Here is a 14,378-nt window from a genome sequence, read left to right on the forward strand (position 1 = left end):
ATTTTAGATTTTAGATTTTAGATTCTAGATTGACGATGGATTGACTCATCCAAAATCGAAAATCCTGCTTATGCGAGGGTAGTCAAGCCGTTCAAGTAGTCCTGCAACTGCTGGTCGTGGTCATGGCAGAGTTTCCCTTGAGGCAAGGATGCCACTGAGAAAGCTTTGACTTCCATAATTTCCAGCGTATCCCGAACCTGCATTTCTCCCTGCACTTCTGCTTCTAGCGCTACACAAATCGAATGAATTCTGGGATCGCGGTCTGGGGAAGAGTAAACTCCCACTAACCGGCGAACTTTTACTAACTCCAGTCCAGTTTCTTCCGCCAACTCCCGCCGCGCTGATGTCGGAATGTCCTCACCCCAATCAACAATACCGCCAGGAAAACCCCATTCACCTGTGTCTCCGCGTCGAATGAACACAATTCGACCATCTGGCAAAATCGGGATGATAGTTGTGCCGATAATGGGATGGCGGAAAATAATCCCTAGCACTGTTTGTATAAATCGCCATGACCGACGCATAGGCAAAAGAAGCTTTACTTCAACGCAGAAAGGAACTTTTACTTTTAGAGTCAATTTATGAGCAGGAAGTTCTCCGATTCCAGATAAAATTTAAAACTTTGCAAAAGGAGGGTTTCCCCAAGGGCTGAATCCGCATAGTTCTGGGGATGCCAGAATTGCTTATTCATCCACCTCTACAAATTAAAATTTTAAATCAGCGAGAATTTCCGCTTTTTGAGATTCAGTCACCTGAAGATAAATCTTCTCAATGTTACCATCCGAGCCGATCGCATTCATGTGCAGCGCTGAAGGCGTATCAACTGCTTGGTGCGGAATTTTTTAGCTTTTTGCTGCGGTTACGGCTGGCAATTTTACCCAGCCAAGAAGCAGTATCGCTGAGTTTTAGGGACATGGGGATGTTTTCAACCGCAGCAAGTCAGCGCTTTTTAGTAGGCTGCTGACAGGCTGTTATGATATACGTTACAGATGCAAGTTCGGTCACGTCAGTCTGCGACCCGCCGTTTTTAGGCTAGCCTGTTTCGGTGTTTCTTCCACAGGTTTGAAGGCAGAGGCTTCCAGAGCCAAAAAAATGCTCTGGAAGAGCAACACACTCTCTGTCTAGATTCGCTTGGACAAGAGTAGGTTCTGAGAAGTTGCTAGAGACGCTTTAATTTTGCGCTTCTAGGTCGCTCTTCTCTCTCTCGGCTTTCATCTGAATCAACTGTTCGGATGGATATTGTTGGATGACTATTTACATCGAAAGTCTGTCTTCGCAGGTTACTCCAAAAGACTTTAAACAAGTCTCTGCATCTGGTTCAGCCAAAAGTGTGGCGATACCAAGCGACCGGAAGACAGGCAAAGTGCGGGGCTTTGCTTTCGTAGAGAGGGTGGAAGCTCCGCAAAAAAAGACAGCTATTTCGGTGCTGGATGGTGCAAAATGGATGGGGCGTCAGATGCAGATCAACCAAGCCAGACCGAAGGAGAACCCTCGAAAAGAGGGCGATCGCGGTAGATTGCCAGATTGGCAGATTCTAGCACCTGCTTTTCCAAGCCTTGGGCGTGACTGGCAACACCAACAAGCATCAGGTGCGGGGGAAAACCCAAAGGCACCATTTTTTAGTCGTATATCAAAGAGGTGAACATGGCGAAGCGCCGTAACCCTAAGAAAGAAAAGGCGCAGCGTAATCAAGCATACGCCCGCAAGTTTCGTAAACGTCAAACTACGGGTCGGTTCTCTAAATTCCGGCGTCAAAGATCGCCCGGAGAGAGAACCAATGAGGAGGATGAAGACAAGATGGGAGGAGGAATGGGAGCAATGGGCGGCGCGATGGGTTAGCCATTGCTCGGTGCTGAGGGCTGAGGGCTGAGGACTGAGGACTGAGGAAGAAAAATATTTTTCTTCAGCTACTAACTCATTTGCGAAATTGAGAAATCCCCTATTTAGCCCTCAGTCTTGATTACTCAGTCCTAATTACTCAGTCCTCAGTCCTGATTACTTAGTCCTAACTACTCAGCCGAGACTGGGCAGCTTGAATCGCTTGTCTCACTTGCTCGAATCCGGTACCGCCGTAACTATTACGAGCGGCAACTACTTGTCTTGGAGAGATGGCTTCATAGATGTCTGGCTCAAAAGCTGGGTGCAATTCCTTCCATTCTTCCAAGCTCAAATCCTTGAGAAGTTTACCGGCAGCGAGGGAAGTTTTTACAACCTTGCCCACGAGATTGTAAGCTTCCCGGAAGGGGACACCCCGCGCTGCTAGGTAATCAGCAACATCGGTCGCGTTGGAGAAATCTTCCGCGACGGCTTCTGCAAGGCGAGCGGTACGAAATTCTAGCCCCTCGCGAAACAAAATGGTCATTGCTTCTAAGCAGCCTTTAACGGTCTTTACACTGTCAAATAGGCTTTCTTTGTCGTCTTGTAAGTCTTTGTTGTAAGCCAAAGGTAGCCCTTTCATCAGCACTAGCATTCCTTGCAGATGCCCAAAAACACGACCTGTTTTACCCCGCACGAGTTCAGGCACGTCGGGGTTTTTCTTTTGGGGCATGATGCTGGAGCCGGTGGCGCAGCTATCTTTGAGGGTGACAAAGCCGAATTCGTGAGATGACCAAAGGATGACTTCCTCCGATAAACGGCTGAGGTGAACCATGATCAGGCTGGCGCTAGAGAGAAATTCAATCGCAAAATCGCGATCGCTCACGCCATCCATACTGTTGGCATAGACCCCATCAAAGTTGAGCAGTTTGGCGGTGTAGTGTCGATCGATGGGGAAAGTGGTTCCGGCAAGTGCGCCACTCCCCAAAGGCGAGATATTGACGCGCCCATAGACTTCTCCTAGCCGCTCCCAGTCCCGTTCTAGCATTTGAAAGTAGGCGAGGAGGTGGTGAGCTAAAGAGACTGGTTGGGCGCGTTGTAGGTGCGTATAGCCGGGAATTAGGGTTTCGATGTAATTTTGGGCAAGGTCGAGGAGAACTCCCTGAAATTCGCGCAACTGGCTGCGAATTTGGGAAATTTGATCTCGCAAGTAGAGGCGGGTGTCAGTGCCTACTTGATCGTTGCGCGATCGCGCCGTGTGCAATTTTTTACCGACATCTCCGGTAATTTCTGTCAGCCTGTGCTCCACCGCAAAATGAACGTCTTCTGCATCTATCCCTGGATTGAAGTTTCCTTCTCGGTATTCTTGGCGGATTTGTTCTAAGCCTGCGACTAGCTGTTGTGCCTCCGACTCTGAAATAATGCCGGTGTGAGCGAGCATTTTGGCATGGGCAATCGAGCCGGTGAGGTCGTATTCGATGAGTTCGATGTCGAAGCCGATACTAGCGTTGAAGCGAGCGATCGCAGGATGCAACGCCGATTCAAACCGTTGGCTCCAAGTTTTTTGTTGAGTCACGAGCTTCTTGGTAACGTTGGATTAACAGATTCAAAGGCGAGCAGCTTGAAAGGCGAGCAGGTTGAAAGTTGGCTCGTCGAGAAGGTTGTAGCTTGCAAAGGCAAGCATCTTACTCTTTAGCAAATTTCAGGACGAGCAAGCTGTATCCAAACATTCAACTTTCAACCTTCAACCTTTAACTTTATTAAACCTTCAAACGCTATCCACTAAGCCGTAATCCCTCGAATCAGGTAGCCAAAAAACAGCCCGATTAACAGCGCCCAGACTTGCCCTGATTTAATGAAGTAGTTAAAGGCATTCTGCATCTGGTCTAACACTTTTGGGTCTCTGATTTCTTGCGCCAAGACGGGCCAATTGACCGGCGAGTGCGAAAACCAAAGCGATACCGTATCGTAACCGTGGGTCAAGTTGGGCAACCAACCGATTATTTCGTGCATTTCATTAAGCACCATGACTCTGATTTCCTCACAACAAATAGAGATGTTGGCAAAGGTTGCTCGTGCATCCGTTCAGATTGTATTAACACAAAGCTGATGTCTTTGCTAGTGGGGGAGTCAGTGATGGGTAATGAGTCATGGGTATAGGAAATGACCAATGACTCATTACCGATTAACTTTTGACCTGCATCACCACTAGCGTCATATCATCTCCGTTCCGGCTGGATGGACCGATAAACTGCTGTACTTGCTCAAATAGGTAATCTAAAATCGCTTGGGTGCTGTTGCAATGCTGGCAAGCCCACTGGAAGGTGCGGCTCAGCTTTTCTTCGTCAAAGCGATCGCCATTTTGATTTGCCGCATCGGTAAAACCATCGGTGTAATAAATAATCGTGTCCCCAGGATACAGCTGGACTTGGGCATCTTCATACTGGGAATCGGCATCCAGACCAATCAGCATTCCCCAGGTATCCAAGCGCTTGATGGAACGGGTTGATGCCTGCCATAACAAGGGAGGATGGTGGGCGGCATTACTGTAAGACAGAATCCGGGTTTGCGGATCGTATTCGGAATAAAACAGGGTGACAAACCGATGGGAGTTTTCCAAATCGGCATACATTACCCGGTTTAAATGTTGCAGGATCTTCGCCGGTGAGTGCCTGTTTAGCACTTCGGCTCGCAGCATCCCCCGCGTCATCGTCATGATTAGACCCGCTGGGACGCCTTTGCCCATGACATCCCCGATTACCAGGCTCCACGGAACCGATCCTCTTCGGGCAGTTTCCACTTCCGAATCACTGTCTGTTTGGGGGCGCAGCTGGTCATAATTGGCAGGAATAAAATCATAGTAATCTCCGCCGACGCGACTAGCCGTTTGGCACTTTGCCGCTAGTTCGACTCCATAAATATTCGGACATTGTCGCGGTAGTAGGCGCAGCTGGATATCGGCACCAATTTCTAATTCTTTATCTAGGCGTTCTTTTTGGCGTAGTTCGACGGTAAGTTCATCGTTTGCGATCGCAACTGCTGTTTGATCGGCAACTAAGCGCACCAACTTCTGCCGGGTGTCTGTCCAAATATATTTGGGATCGCGGCTGAACACATAAAGACGTCCCCACTCTGTATTTTTCACCAGAATCGGAGTGCCAAATACCTGAATGTCTGGCCCCAAAAACCGGCTCAGTTGAGAATCCAATGATGGCGGTGTAGCGACCCCCTCTGCCGTTGTCGAGGGATTACTCGCCTGACGGGTTGCGGCGTTAAGCGCCTTGCGAATATCCTGACAAGATTGACCTTCCTGACAGTGCAGGCGTTCTAGCCGCACCTGACCATTCGGCAAAAACCGGATGAGAATGCCGCCATCGGCATCTGTGACCCGCGTTGCCATCAGCGGAATCAACTCCAAAAACTGATTCAAGTTATTGAAGCTACGCAGGGCAAACCCTAACGACGAGAGCAAGTCTTGAATCTTGCGCTGTTCTCGATGCAAACGCGCCACCAGTTCTTTGAGCGCGAAAACAGGCGTCGTTTCGGCGGTGGTACCGCCGTCAGGTAAGGGAGATGGCTGGCGAGGAAGGGGCACAGCAGTCATAGCATCAGGAGTTAGAGTTCCGCACAAAAGTTTGTTTTAGCTGTCAGGATATCTTTACAGATTCTGGCTTAAGAATTGCCAGTTTTGGCAACGGTTTGGGGAAAACGCCTTTGATTTAAAAAAATTAAGAAGGCGTTAGAGCAAAATTGTTCCCGATTACTATCGCAACAGTTGCCAGTTGCAGCTAGCGGTCCGGACGCGATCGCTAAGCAAAAGGAGCCGGCTGTTCTTGAGGTGTAAATATACCCTTAATTGCAGGTTATGCCAATCACCCGGAGGGGCTTTTTGAAAACTTCTGCATAAGTCTATAGACGGAAATCACCATAACTGTCGCTATAGTAAACCCGATCTATACCAAAGCGCCCCTTATTATGTTTGATTGGTTCATCGGCGGCATCGCCTAAGAGTAGCAGACAGCAAACATATACGTGTGGAGTGATTTTACAAGCCAAGACTGTAAATTTTAACCGGATGGCGCGTGTATCCCTAAAGTAAAGATTTCTTCCAAACGAAAGTCTGGAATGGGATCGGGTTGGAAAGCTTTAGCAGCACGGTGTTTCTCAATGGCATCTTTTAAACCCATCGAAGGTTTCATCTAAATCGTCATCTTTGCTCTGATTGCTTCTTGCCGATGTTTCAACAGGGAATTGCCAATTTTAGAAGGGGTTTCTGAGTGAAAAACTTGAATCTCTGATGAAGACCCTAGAGCATCTGGATCGTCCAAAAGTTCAGCCTGAACCGAAGGGTGCAGGTGGGTAATCCCACCTGAATCGGCACTTTAGGCTGCCAAATGGGATGAGCTAGACTGTCTGAGCGTCGAAATCCGATCGTTGAAATCTAAGATCCAAAATTGTTAACCTAAACCGAGTTCGCGCTTGAGCAAGTTAATTGACTTGGTGCCAATATAGTTTTCGCTACATAATAGCTCCGGAGGACGAATAATGTCTTCACGGGCGGCGGCGACTGCGGCTTTGACGGTGGCAAAACTGGCGCGATCGCTAACAATCGTTTGGGCACTGCGAACGATCGCGTTGAGTTTGTAGGTGTCTTTTACCTGGGCTGTCATCACCAGCAAATCATCCCCGCGCAGGCTGTGGATAAGAATTTCTGCAACTCCGAGAATGCCTGAGCTGAGACTCACCAGACCCATACAGCTGTCTTTAGGCAGGCGTTGAACCAGCTGGAGTTCTTGAGCGTAGTCGTAAATATCGACGGGGATGACGCGCACCGCTCGTGGGGCAGCGATCGCTTCCGCATCCCCAATAAAATAGCGGCTAGTCACCACGGTGCCGGAGTGGGTTTGATCGAGTATTTTACTGAGTTCCTCCATCGGCACCAACTGTACGGGTATCCCTAAAGATTTTTCCAGTTCCTGAACCATCAATTCCCCAGCACCGATGTCTCGTGACGGAACCGTGACCAGCACTCGCGCACTACAGCGTAAGCGCCAGTCAACTTCTGCTAGAAATAGTTCTCTGGCTTGGTTGAGGGTGCAACCTTGGTTGAGCAGTTCATCCAGGCTGTGCTGCACCAGCTTGTAGGCATGGGGATATTGTTCGTGTATGGGGCCGCTATGTCCAGTGCCGCCCTCGTTTCCTTGGGCTTTGACATAAATTCCCGATCCAGCTTGGGATTCTACTAATCCAGTGTCTTCTAGCTGCCGGTACACCTTGCTAATGGTATTCCGGTGCAGACCTGTCTGCATTGCTAGCTGCCGAGTGCTGGGCAATCGATGACCTGGGGGAAACTGTCGCGAGGCGATCGCAAACTGCATTTGGTCAAATAGCTGTTTTGACGCTGGAATTTCACTGTCTGGTTGAATATGAAACTGAACCATTTACGAGCCTCCAAGGACTCTGATTCTCATGAAGCCGTGAGAAGGGCAATTCTTTAATAGCATAATGCGCTACAGAAGCTGAGTTATCGCCCTGGTTTTTCAAGATTCTGCCTCCTTCTCACTTGATCTATCTAGTAGAGACGCGATCGCATCAGCACATACGCTCTTAGCGCTACTTGCTGCAAGTCTTCTACAATCCAGCATCTAAACTCCAAAAAAGTCTAAAGCGCTCTCAGCCAGGGAAATAATTTTCGGGTTGTTCTCCGGGTGAATGCGGAATTTCCTGCAATCCAAGGGGAATCTGTGTTTCTGCTTCCCCGCTAGAGACGGAATCAGTAGCGTCTGTTGTCTCTTGCCTCTTTAGTAGTTCCGGCAAGGTGACAAACTGATATCCCTGCTTTTTGAGTTTTTCAACGATCTGGGGTAAAGCTTGAACCGTTGTCGAATGGTTGCCGCCACCATCATGCATCAGCACAATAGAACCTGGGAAGGCACTCTTGAGAATGTTTTTGACCAATTTGGGCGCGGTGAGGCGGTGGCGGCGACTGTCCGCTGAGTTAATCGACCACATCATCACGGCGTAGTTGTTCTTTTGGGCGTAAGCCGCTAACCCATTTTGCAAGTTGCCGCCGGGAGGGCGGAAGTAAGCGGTTGTGACTCCGGTTGTCTTGTAGATGAGTGCGGCTGTATCATCTATTTCCTTTGCCGCCGTAGCCTCGTCCATCTGACGATAGGAGTGATGCCAGGTATGGTTGCCAATGGCGTGACCTTCAGCAACCACTCGTCGCGCTACGGCTGGATAACTTTGCAGTTGCTCTCCTACCCAAAAAAATGTGGCTTTGATGTCGTTTTTCTTGAGGATGTCCAGCACTTGCAATGTCGTTTTCCCCCAAGGGCCATCATCAAAAGTGAGGGCGATGACTTTTTTCAGATTCTTCGGCTTTACCTGATAAATGGTTTTTCCCCGATACTCGGTAGGCACTGGGAAGGTTTTTTCGGCTGCGGGTGAGAGAGCGATCGCTGAAGGTGTTGTTTCACTCGGTAGATTTTCCGGTTCGACAATGGGGAGTGTCTGCTGGACTGGGATAGATGGTGCGATCGCCCATACACTTGGCGATGGAGAAGCCTCTGCCGTGTCAGCGATCGCGCTACTCGCTGGCGGTATTATTTCCCTCGGTGGCGAATTTTTGGGTCTGACACTGGGGAGTTGTTGAGCTTCCGGCTTGTCCTGACGAACCTCTATCGCAAACTGATGCTGAGGGGAAGTTTGAGGTGACGGTTCGATGATTTTATTGACGATGAGCGCCGTTAAGGTAACGATAGCGATGAAGGTAAGTTGCCGAGTGAATAATCCGGTCGGTTTTTCTTTTTCTCTCCAGTCTGCCAAGGTCGAACTCCTTCCCTTAGTCCTTGATAATTTTTGAGTTCTTAATGATTACAAAAAACAGCTATCGTTCTTGACTCATTTAACCAAAAATCCCTTTTCTCGACAGTCAGCAACTCTTCAATAACCGCACAAAACTACACAATAAAACTAGCTAGCATTACAAATTATTTAAAAATTGGAATATTTTAAACAAAAAAGTTATGGTTTGATTTATATAAATTTTCTTTATAAAAAAATGCGATAATTTGTGCAGCACTGTCATGAAATTTTAAATACTTTATTCCTGTAAAAAATAGGGTAATTTGCTGGTAGCCAAAATAGTAGCACTATCTGCTAAAAAAACGGCAGAGGACACAGAAGAATTATCATGACAGAGAGCAAGATTCGGACAAAACACCTCAAAATTGCCAATGGCGATCTAGAAATTGCGGCTTACCTGGCAATGCCGGAAGGGGAGGGGCCTTTTCCAGGCATTGTGGTGTTGCAGGAAATTTTTGGAGTGAATGCTCACATCCGGGAGGTAACAGAACGAATTGCCAAAGAAGGCTATGTAGCGATCGCGCCTGCAATCTTTCAACGCCAAGCACCGGGTTTTGAAACCGGCTACACTCCGGAAGACATTCAAATTGGCAGACAGTATAAGGATCAAACTCAAGCCTCAGAATTACTGGGCGATATCCAGGCGGCAATTAATTACCTCAAAACCCTGCCCGAAGTCAAACCTGTCTTTGGCTGCATCGGCTTCTGCTTTGGAGGTCACGTTGCTTACCTCGCCGCGACTTTACCCGATATTAAAGCCACAGCGTCATTCTACGGTGCTGGCGTTGCTACTAACACTCCTGGCGGCGGCGAACCAACGATCGCACGCACAAAAGACATCAAAGGCACGCTTTACGCCTTTTTCGGCATGGAGGACGCCAGTATACCCGCCGAACAGGTAGATCAAATTGAAGCGGAGCTAGAGAAACACCACATTCCCCATCGTGTCTTCCGCTACGATGGAGCTGACCACGGGTTTTTCTGTGACCATCGCGCCAGTTACAATGACACCACAGCCGCCGATGCCTGGAAGCAGGTAAAACAGCTGTTTGAACAAGAACTTCAAGCGGCATAAATTTTTTCCCACACTAGCAATCAGCGAGTCGGGAATTACTTTTTTTCAATCAACTAAGTTGTCATGAATTCCAAATCGACCTCTTCTCAAGATGCAAAATCGTCATTTTCTATGGACGATTTTGCCAAAGCTCTCGAACAACACGACTACCAATTTCACAAGGGGCAAGTCGTGCGCGGTAAAGTGGAAACCCACGAAAGTGATGGTGCCTATGTAGACATTGGCGGCAAGTCTTTGGCTTTTTTACCTGTTGATGAGGCGTCGTTGAGACGGGTAACAGATTTATCCATTGTGCTGCCGTTGCAGGAAGAACGGGATTTCCTGATTATCCGAGAGCAAGATGCAGATGGTCAGGTGACGCTTTCAGTGCGGCAGATGGAGATCAAGCAGGCATGGGATAACCTGGCTGATATGCAGGAAGCGAATCAAACAGTGCAAGCCCGTGTCACTGGCATCAATAAGGGGGGCGTTACGGTAGAAGTGCAAGGGTTGCGGGGGTTTATTCCGCGATCGCACTTGGTGGAACGCGACAACCTGGAATCCCTGGTTGGTGAGAAGCTAACTGCTAGCTTTTTGGAGGTTTCTGCTGACACGAACAAACTGGTGCTTTCTCAACGGCAAGCGACTCGTTCTGTTGCCATCACTCAGATAGAAGTTGGGCAGTTAGTTGAAGGGAAAATTACTGGTGTGAAGCCCTTCGGTGTGTTTGTTGATTTGGACGGGATCACTGGTTTACTGCATATTAAACAAGTCAGCCAAACCTACATCGAATCTCTCGCATCATTGTTTCAGGTGGGTCAAGTAATTAAAGCACTGATTGTTGATATCGATGAAGGTAAAGGTCGGGTTTCTTTGTCTACCAGAGTCTTAGAAAATCATCCAGGAGAAGTGCTGGAAAATATGGCTGAGGTAATGGAATCAGCTGAGTCGCGTTCTGAACGGGCGAGGAAAAATCTCACCAGATAGGTGTTAAAAAGATAGAAAGCGATCGCACTTGGGAATAAAGAGTGCGATCGCTTTTGATGTGAAGGGTGCGATCGCGTCTTGTTGATGTCATAAGGCGATCGCATAATAAGACAACGGCTCTTTCCCCGCACCCTGAAGCCAGCGTGCATCGGGTTTCCAGGCACCATTGAGTTCTTCGCGGCGGCGGGTGTAGACGGTGAGTTGGTTGTCTGCAAATTTCAGCAGATTGTACTGGAGGGGATAACCAGGCACCCACTCGCGGACAGGTGCGCCAAAGGTTCCGGCACAAATCCGGTCTAATTTTCGCCCGTTGGCACTCATATCGTAGCGGAAGAGGCTGGTTTCGGCTTTGTGGATGTGTCCGTGCAGGAAGAAGCGGAAACCATTGACGGCTAGCTGTTCGAGGAATCCTTGGTCGGTGATGCGGTCTGAGTATGCACTATCGAGGGGATGATGCCAGACGGCGATTTTCAAGCAATTTCTGTAGTCTGGGTTGCGGCGAATTTGGGTGAGGGCGTTGCTGAGGGCGTTCGTGTTGATGCTGGCGCGGGATTTGTAGTGGTGGTCGAGTTGCCAAGCGGAGTTTAGCCCCAAGATTAGCAGGTTTTGCTCTGGTAGGTGGTCGAGGGTGTATTGCTGGTCGTAGTCGAGGGGATAGGGTTTTTCTTTGATGGTTTTGTAGAAAGAGCTGAAGTAGGCAAAGCGCTGTTTGTATTGAGTTTCGTCGCGAACACCGATGACGCTTGCACTCTCTTCGATGTAGTGACCGTCAATAAGTTCTCCGTCGTAGTCTTCGCGGTAAACGGGTTTGTATGCTTTTTTGGCTAGTTTCCAGTTGAGGTCGTGGTTGCCGGGAACGAGGATAATTTGGTCTGGGTTTAGGGGGAAGTCTTGGCAGAAGTTGTCTAGGAATTGTTGAGCGGCTTTGTATTCTTCTTCTGTCGAGTAGTTGGCGATGTCGCCGGAGAGGATGAGGGCGTCTAGGTGAGAGATGTTGCGATCGTTTTGTAAATCTGCTGCGAGTTGGTTTGACCAAAGATTGGCTTGGTCGAGGGTGCCGAAGTGGAGGTCACTGAGGTGGAGGATGTGCATGAGTTTGATAGAGATGGATTGAACATCGCCCTTTTTAAGGGGGGTTGGGGGGATTTCCAAGCATTGGAGGCTGCTAGCTGAACTCAATTTGCTGAGGGTGTAATTGTAGAACTTGCAGCGCTCTTGAATGGCAGAAATTGTATCAAGTAATTTAGTTTCTTTATCTGTTTCCAGACGCCTGAACAAATCAGGCAGTAATTCAGGGCTAGCAATTTTACCCAGAGCTTTAGCCGCACTCCCACGAACAGAAGAGTCTTCATAGTTGAGGGCTTTAACTAACTCTGGAATAGCGGCATCTGAGCCAATTTTACCCAAAGCATCAGCCGCACTCTTACGAACATAATATTTTTCATCGTTGAGGGCTTTAACTAACTCTGGGATAACGGCATCTGAGCCAATTTTACCTAGAGCATCAGCCGCCCTCCAACGAACATCAGAGTCTTCATCGTTAAGGGCTTTAACTAACTCTGGGATAGCGGCATCTGAGCCAATATTACCCAGAGCATCAGCCGCACTCCAACGAACATCAGAGTATTCATGTTTGAAGGCGATAACTAACTCTTTGATAGCGGCATCTGAGTCAATTTTACCCAAAGCATAAGCTGCACTCCAACGAACATCAGAGTCTTCATCGTTGAGGGCTTTAAGTAACTCTTTGATAGCGGCATCTGAGCCAATATTACCCAGAGCATTAGCCGCACTCCAACGAACATCAGAGTTTTCATCGTTGAGGGCTTTAAGTAACTCTGGGATAGCGGCATCTGAGCCAATTTTACCTAGAGCATCAGCCGCACTCCAACGAACATCAGAGTCTTCATAGTTGAGGGCTTTAACTAACTCTGGAATGGCTTTCTTAGATTTTGTTATCTTCAATAGCTGAATTTTGAGTAACTGAGGAATTGCTAACCCAGCCACTAAACTCACTGTTTGTGCCTGAAACTCTGGTTTTACCACCCCTGCCAGCCTTGCCCCCAGCAGCAAATCCACTTTTAAGGCTAACTCGACCACTTGCACCGCCTGTGCCTCATCCTCCACCAACTCCAGCATCAGTGCTAGGGGTTCTGTCCATTTCAGATAATTCAGATAGTCTCGTTTCAAGTCATCATCGCTGAGACCTAACCCCCCTAGCCCCCCTTCCCTAGTAGGGAAGGGGGGAACAGGAACATTACTCCCCTCTCCACTGCTTCGCAGAAGCAAGCTACGTAGGAGAGGGGTTGGGGGAGAGGTTCTTCCTAGGGGGGTCAGCACCTTCAGCAAATACTCAGCCGTGTAATATTCCTGAATCAGTTGGTGTCTAAATTCAATCTGATTGCCTGCCCCCAGTTGAATCAAGTGATGCTTGAGTAAATCTTTCAGCCATTTCAAAGCACGGTTACGAGGTTGCTCTAATCCCTCATCCCGCAGAAATGCTGTCAGAATCTCCTCCGCCTCCTGCTTAGAAATCGCAACTTGCAACTCAGTCCTTTCTCGCCCCTGAGTCATCCTAAACGCAAGCTGTTCCAAGAGTAACTGACACCAGTCCCGCGACTCCTCTGTTACCGGAACATCCTGCTTGAGCTTGTCATAATAACTCCGGACAAACTGGCGAAACACCAATCCCAGATTCGGCGGCACTTTCCCCATTGCCCCAAATAGGGAACACAGCATCCACAGCAGCAGAGGTGTTTCTCCCAACTCTCGCAACCGACTGCCTAACTGCCTCAACATCTGCTCTCCCTGCTGGGGCAGATAAGCGCGGACAAACTGCTGCATCTGCGCTGCACTCAGGGGTTGCATTTCCAGCTTCTTGGCAATATCCAAGTCGCCCCCCACCCCCAAATCCCGCGTCGTGAAAATCATCGGCGTGGCAGCATTTGTCTGGCGAAAAGCCTTTAAATCCCGCCTAGCAGCTTCCGATGGCAATTCATTAATGCCATCCACCAGCAGCAAAAATCGCTTCTCGAACAGCAGCCTTTCAATCTCGGAAGTGTTGAGAAACAATCCATGCTGTTTCAAGAAGTCCCGAATTAAGTCTAGGACGGAGGTTTGGTAGTAGCGCAATTCTACCAACACAGGGATGCGCGAATCCGCCAGGGAATCAATTCCCTGGCTCATAGCTGAAGTCCGTTTCAACGGACTAATTGCAGCGGATTGAGTCGTTTTTAGACGACTTTCGCTATCAGCCGGGAAATTAATTTCCCGGCTGGCTTGCGCTTCCTCCAGCAACAACCGCGCCAGTGCCGTCGATTTCCCCGAACCGGGACGCCCCACCAACAACACATGATCTGCGGCATATTTCCGCAACCCTTCCAGCACCCCCAAACGCTCAATTTCCTGCTTTGTTTCGCCGGGTTGTTCCTTGGCAGGCTGCACCGTCTCCACCATAAAATCAAGCAGTGGCGGTGATTTCTCGTCAACTCGCTGGCGTCCGACCACATCCGTCAGCGTGTAGACTTTCCACCATTGGGCGTATTGATTGCAAAGGGCTTCTAGGTATGGCTTCCAGTCGATCATGCTGTGTGAAAATATAGCTAGGTTGAGGAGGTAGCGATCGCCCCGATTCGTCTTTAATCAATTCGCGGGT

Annotated in this window: 13 protein-coding genes; 5 read left to right on the forward strand and 8 right to left on the reverse strand. The window is 48.8% G+C overall.

The window, feature by feature from the left end; all coding sequences use genetic code 11:
• Window positions 1-68 precede the first annotated feature (68 nt).
• On the reverse strand, window positions 69-524 hold the full coding sequence (locus tag NC996_RS00870) for an NUDIX hydrolase (protein ID WP_190683335.1): 456 nt from the start codon (window positions 522-524) through the stop codon (window positions 69-71).
• 146 nt (window positions 525-670) lie between these two features.
• Here NC996_RS00870 and NC996_RS00875 point away from each other — a divergent pair, with 146 nt between their 5' ends.
• From NC996_RS00875 to NC996_RS00885, 3 genes are all read left to right on the forward strand, one after another.
• A complete protein-coding gene (locus tag NC996_RS00875) occupies window positions 671-964 on the forward strand; it encodes a hypothetical protein (protein ID WP_190683337.1) in 294 nt (97 codons plus the stop codon).
• A 282-nt stretch (window positions 965-1,246) separates the two neighbouring features.
• On the forward strand, window positions 1,247-1,642 hold the full coding sequence (locus tag NC996_RS00880) for a hypothetical protein (RefSeq protein WP_190683339.1): 396 nt from the start codon (window positions 1,247-1,249) through the stop codon (window positions 1,640-1,642).
• A gap of 2 nt (window positions 1,643-1,644) precedes the next feature.
• Window positions 1,645-1,839 (forward strand): hypothetical protein, encoded by a 195-nt coding sequence (locus NC996_RS00885; protein WP_190414631.1) that lies wholly within the window; start codon window positions 1,645-1,647, stop codon window positions 1,837-1,839.
• 166 nt (window positions 1,840-2,005) lie between these two features.
• Here the strand turns inward: NC996_RS00885 and argH are convergent, their stop codons facing one another.
• The 6 genes from argH to NC996_RS00915 all read right to left on the reverse strand — a co-directional run bounded on the left by argH (window position 2,006) and on the right by NC996_RS00915 (window position 8,643).
• Entirely contained in the window at window positions 2,006-3,391 is a 1,386-nt protein-coding gene (argH, locus tag NC996_RS00890) for an argininosuccinate lyase (protein WP_190683341.1), read from the reverse strand.
• A 206-nt stretch (window positions 3,392-3,597) separates the two neighbouring features.
• Window positions 3,598-3,828, reverse strand: coding sequence for a hypothetical protein (locus NC996_RS00895; RefSeq protein ID WP_347276913.1), 231 nt, complete (start codon window positions 3,826-3,828; stop codon window positions 3,598-3,600).
• A 172-nt stretch (window positions 3,829-4,000) separates the two neighbouring features.
• Entirely contained in the window at window positions 4,001-5,419 is a 1,419-nt protein-coding gene (locus NC996_RS00900) for a PP2C family protein-serine/threonine phosphatase (RefSeq protein WP_190683343.1), read from the reverse strand.
• Window positions 5,420-5,882: 463 nt separating this feature from the next.
• Entirely contained in the window at window positions 5,883-6,014 is a 132-nt protein-coding gene (locus NC996_RS00905) for a hypothetical protein (RefSeq protein WP_277877644.1), read from the reverse strand.
• Between the two features lie 258 nt (window positions 6,015-6,272).
• The gene (locus tag NC996_RS00910) at window positions 6,273-7,256 is read right to left on the reverse strand and encodes a GntR family transcriptional regulator (RefSeq protein WP_190414628.1); all 984 of its coding nucleotides are present in this window, start codon (window positions 7,254-7,256) and stop codon (window positions 6,273-6,275) included.
• A gap of 232 nt (window positions 7,257-7,488) precedes the next feature.
• Window positions 7,489-8,643: a polysaccharide deacetylase family protein gene (locus NC996_RS00915; protein WP_242037467.1), complete on the reverse strand. Its 1,155-nt coding sequence runs from the start codon at window positions 8,641-8,643 to the stop codon at window positions 7,489-7,491.
• Window positions 8,644-9,010: 367 nt separating this feature from the next.
• On the opposite strand from NC996_RS00915, the gene NC996_RS00920 reads away from it, so the two are divergent.
• Window positions 9,011-9,757 (forward strand): dienelactone hydrolase family protein, encoded by a 747-nt coding sequence (locus tag NC996_RS00920; protein ID WP_190683345.1) that lies wholly within the window; start codon window positions 9,011-9,013, stop codon window positions 9,755-9,757.
• A gap of 63 nt (window positions 9,758-9,820) precedes the next feature.
• The gene (locus NC996_RS00925) at window positions 9,821-10,723 is read left to right on the forward strand and encodes a S1 RNA-binding domain-containing protein (RefSeq protein ID WP_190676916.1); all 903 of its coding nucleotides are present in this window, start codon (window positions 9,821-9,823) and stop codon (window positions 10,721-10,723) included.
• Between the two features lie 87 nt (window positions 10,724-10,810).
• On the opposite strand, the gene NC996_RS00930 is transcribed toward NC996_RS00925, so the two are convergent.
• Window positions 10,811-14,308, reverse strand: coding sequence for a HEAT repeat domain-containing protein (locus NC996_RS00930; protein WP_242037468.1), 3,498 nt, complete (start codon window positions 14,306-14,308; stop codon window positions 10,811-10,813).
• Window positions 14,309-14,378: the final 70 nt, after the last annotated feature.

Source organism: Trichocoleus sp. ST-U2 (assembly GCF_039961875.1).
GTDB lineage: Bacteria > Cyanobacteriota > Cyanobacteriia > Cyanobacteriales > FACHB-T130 > FACHB-T130.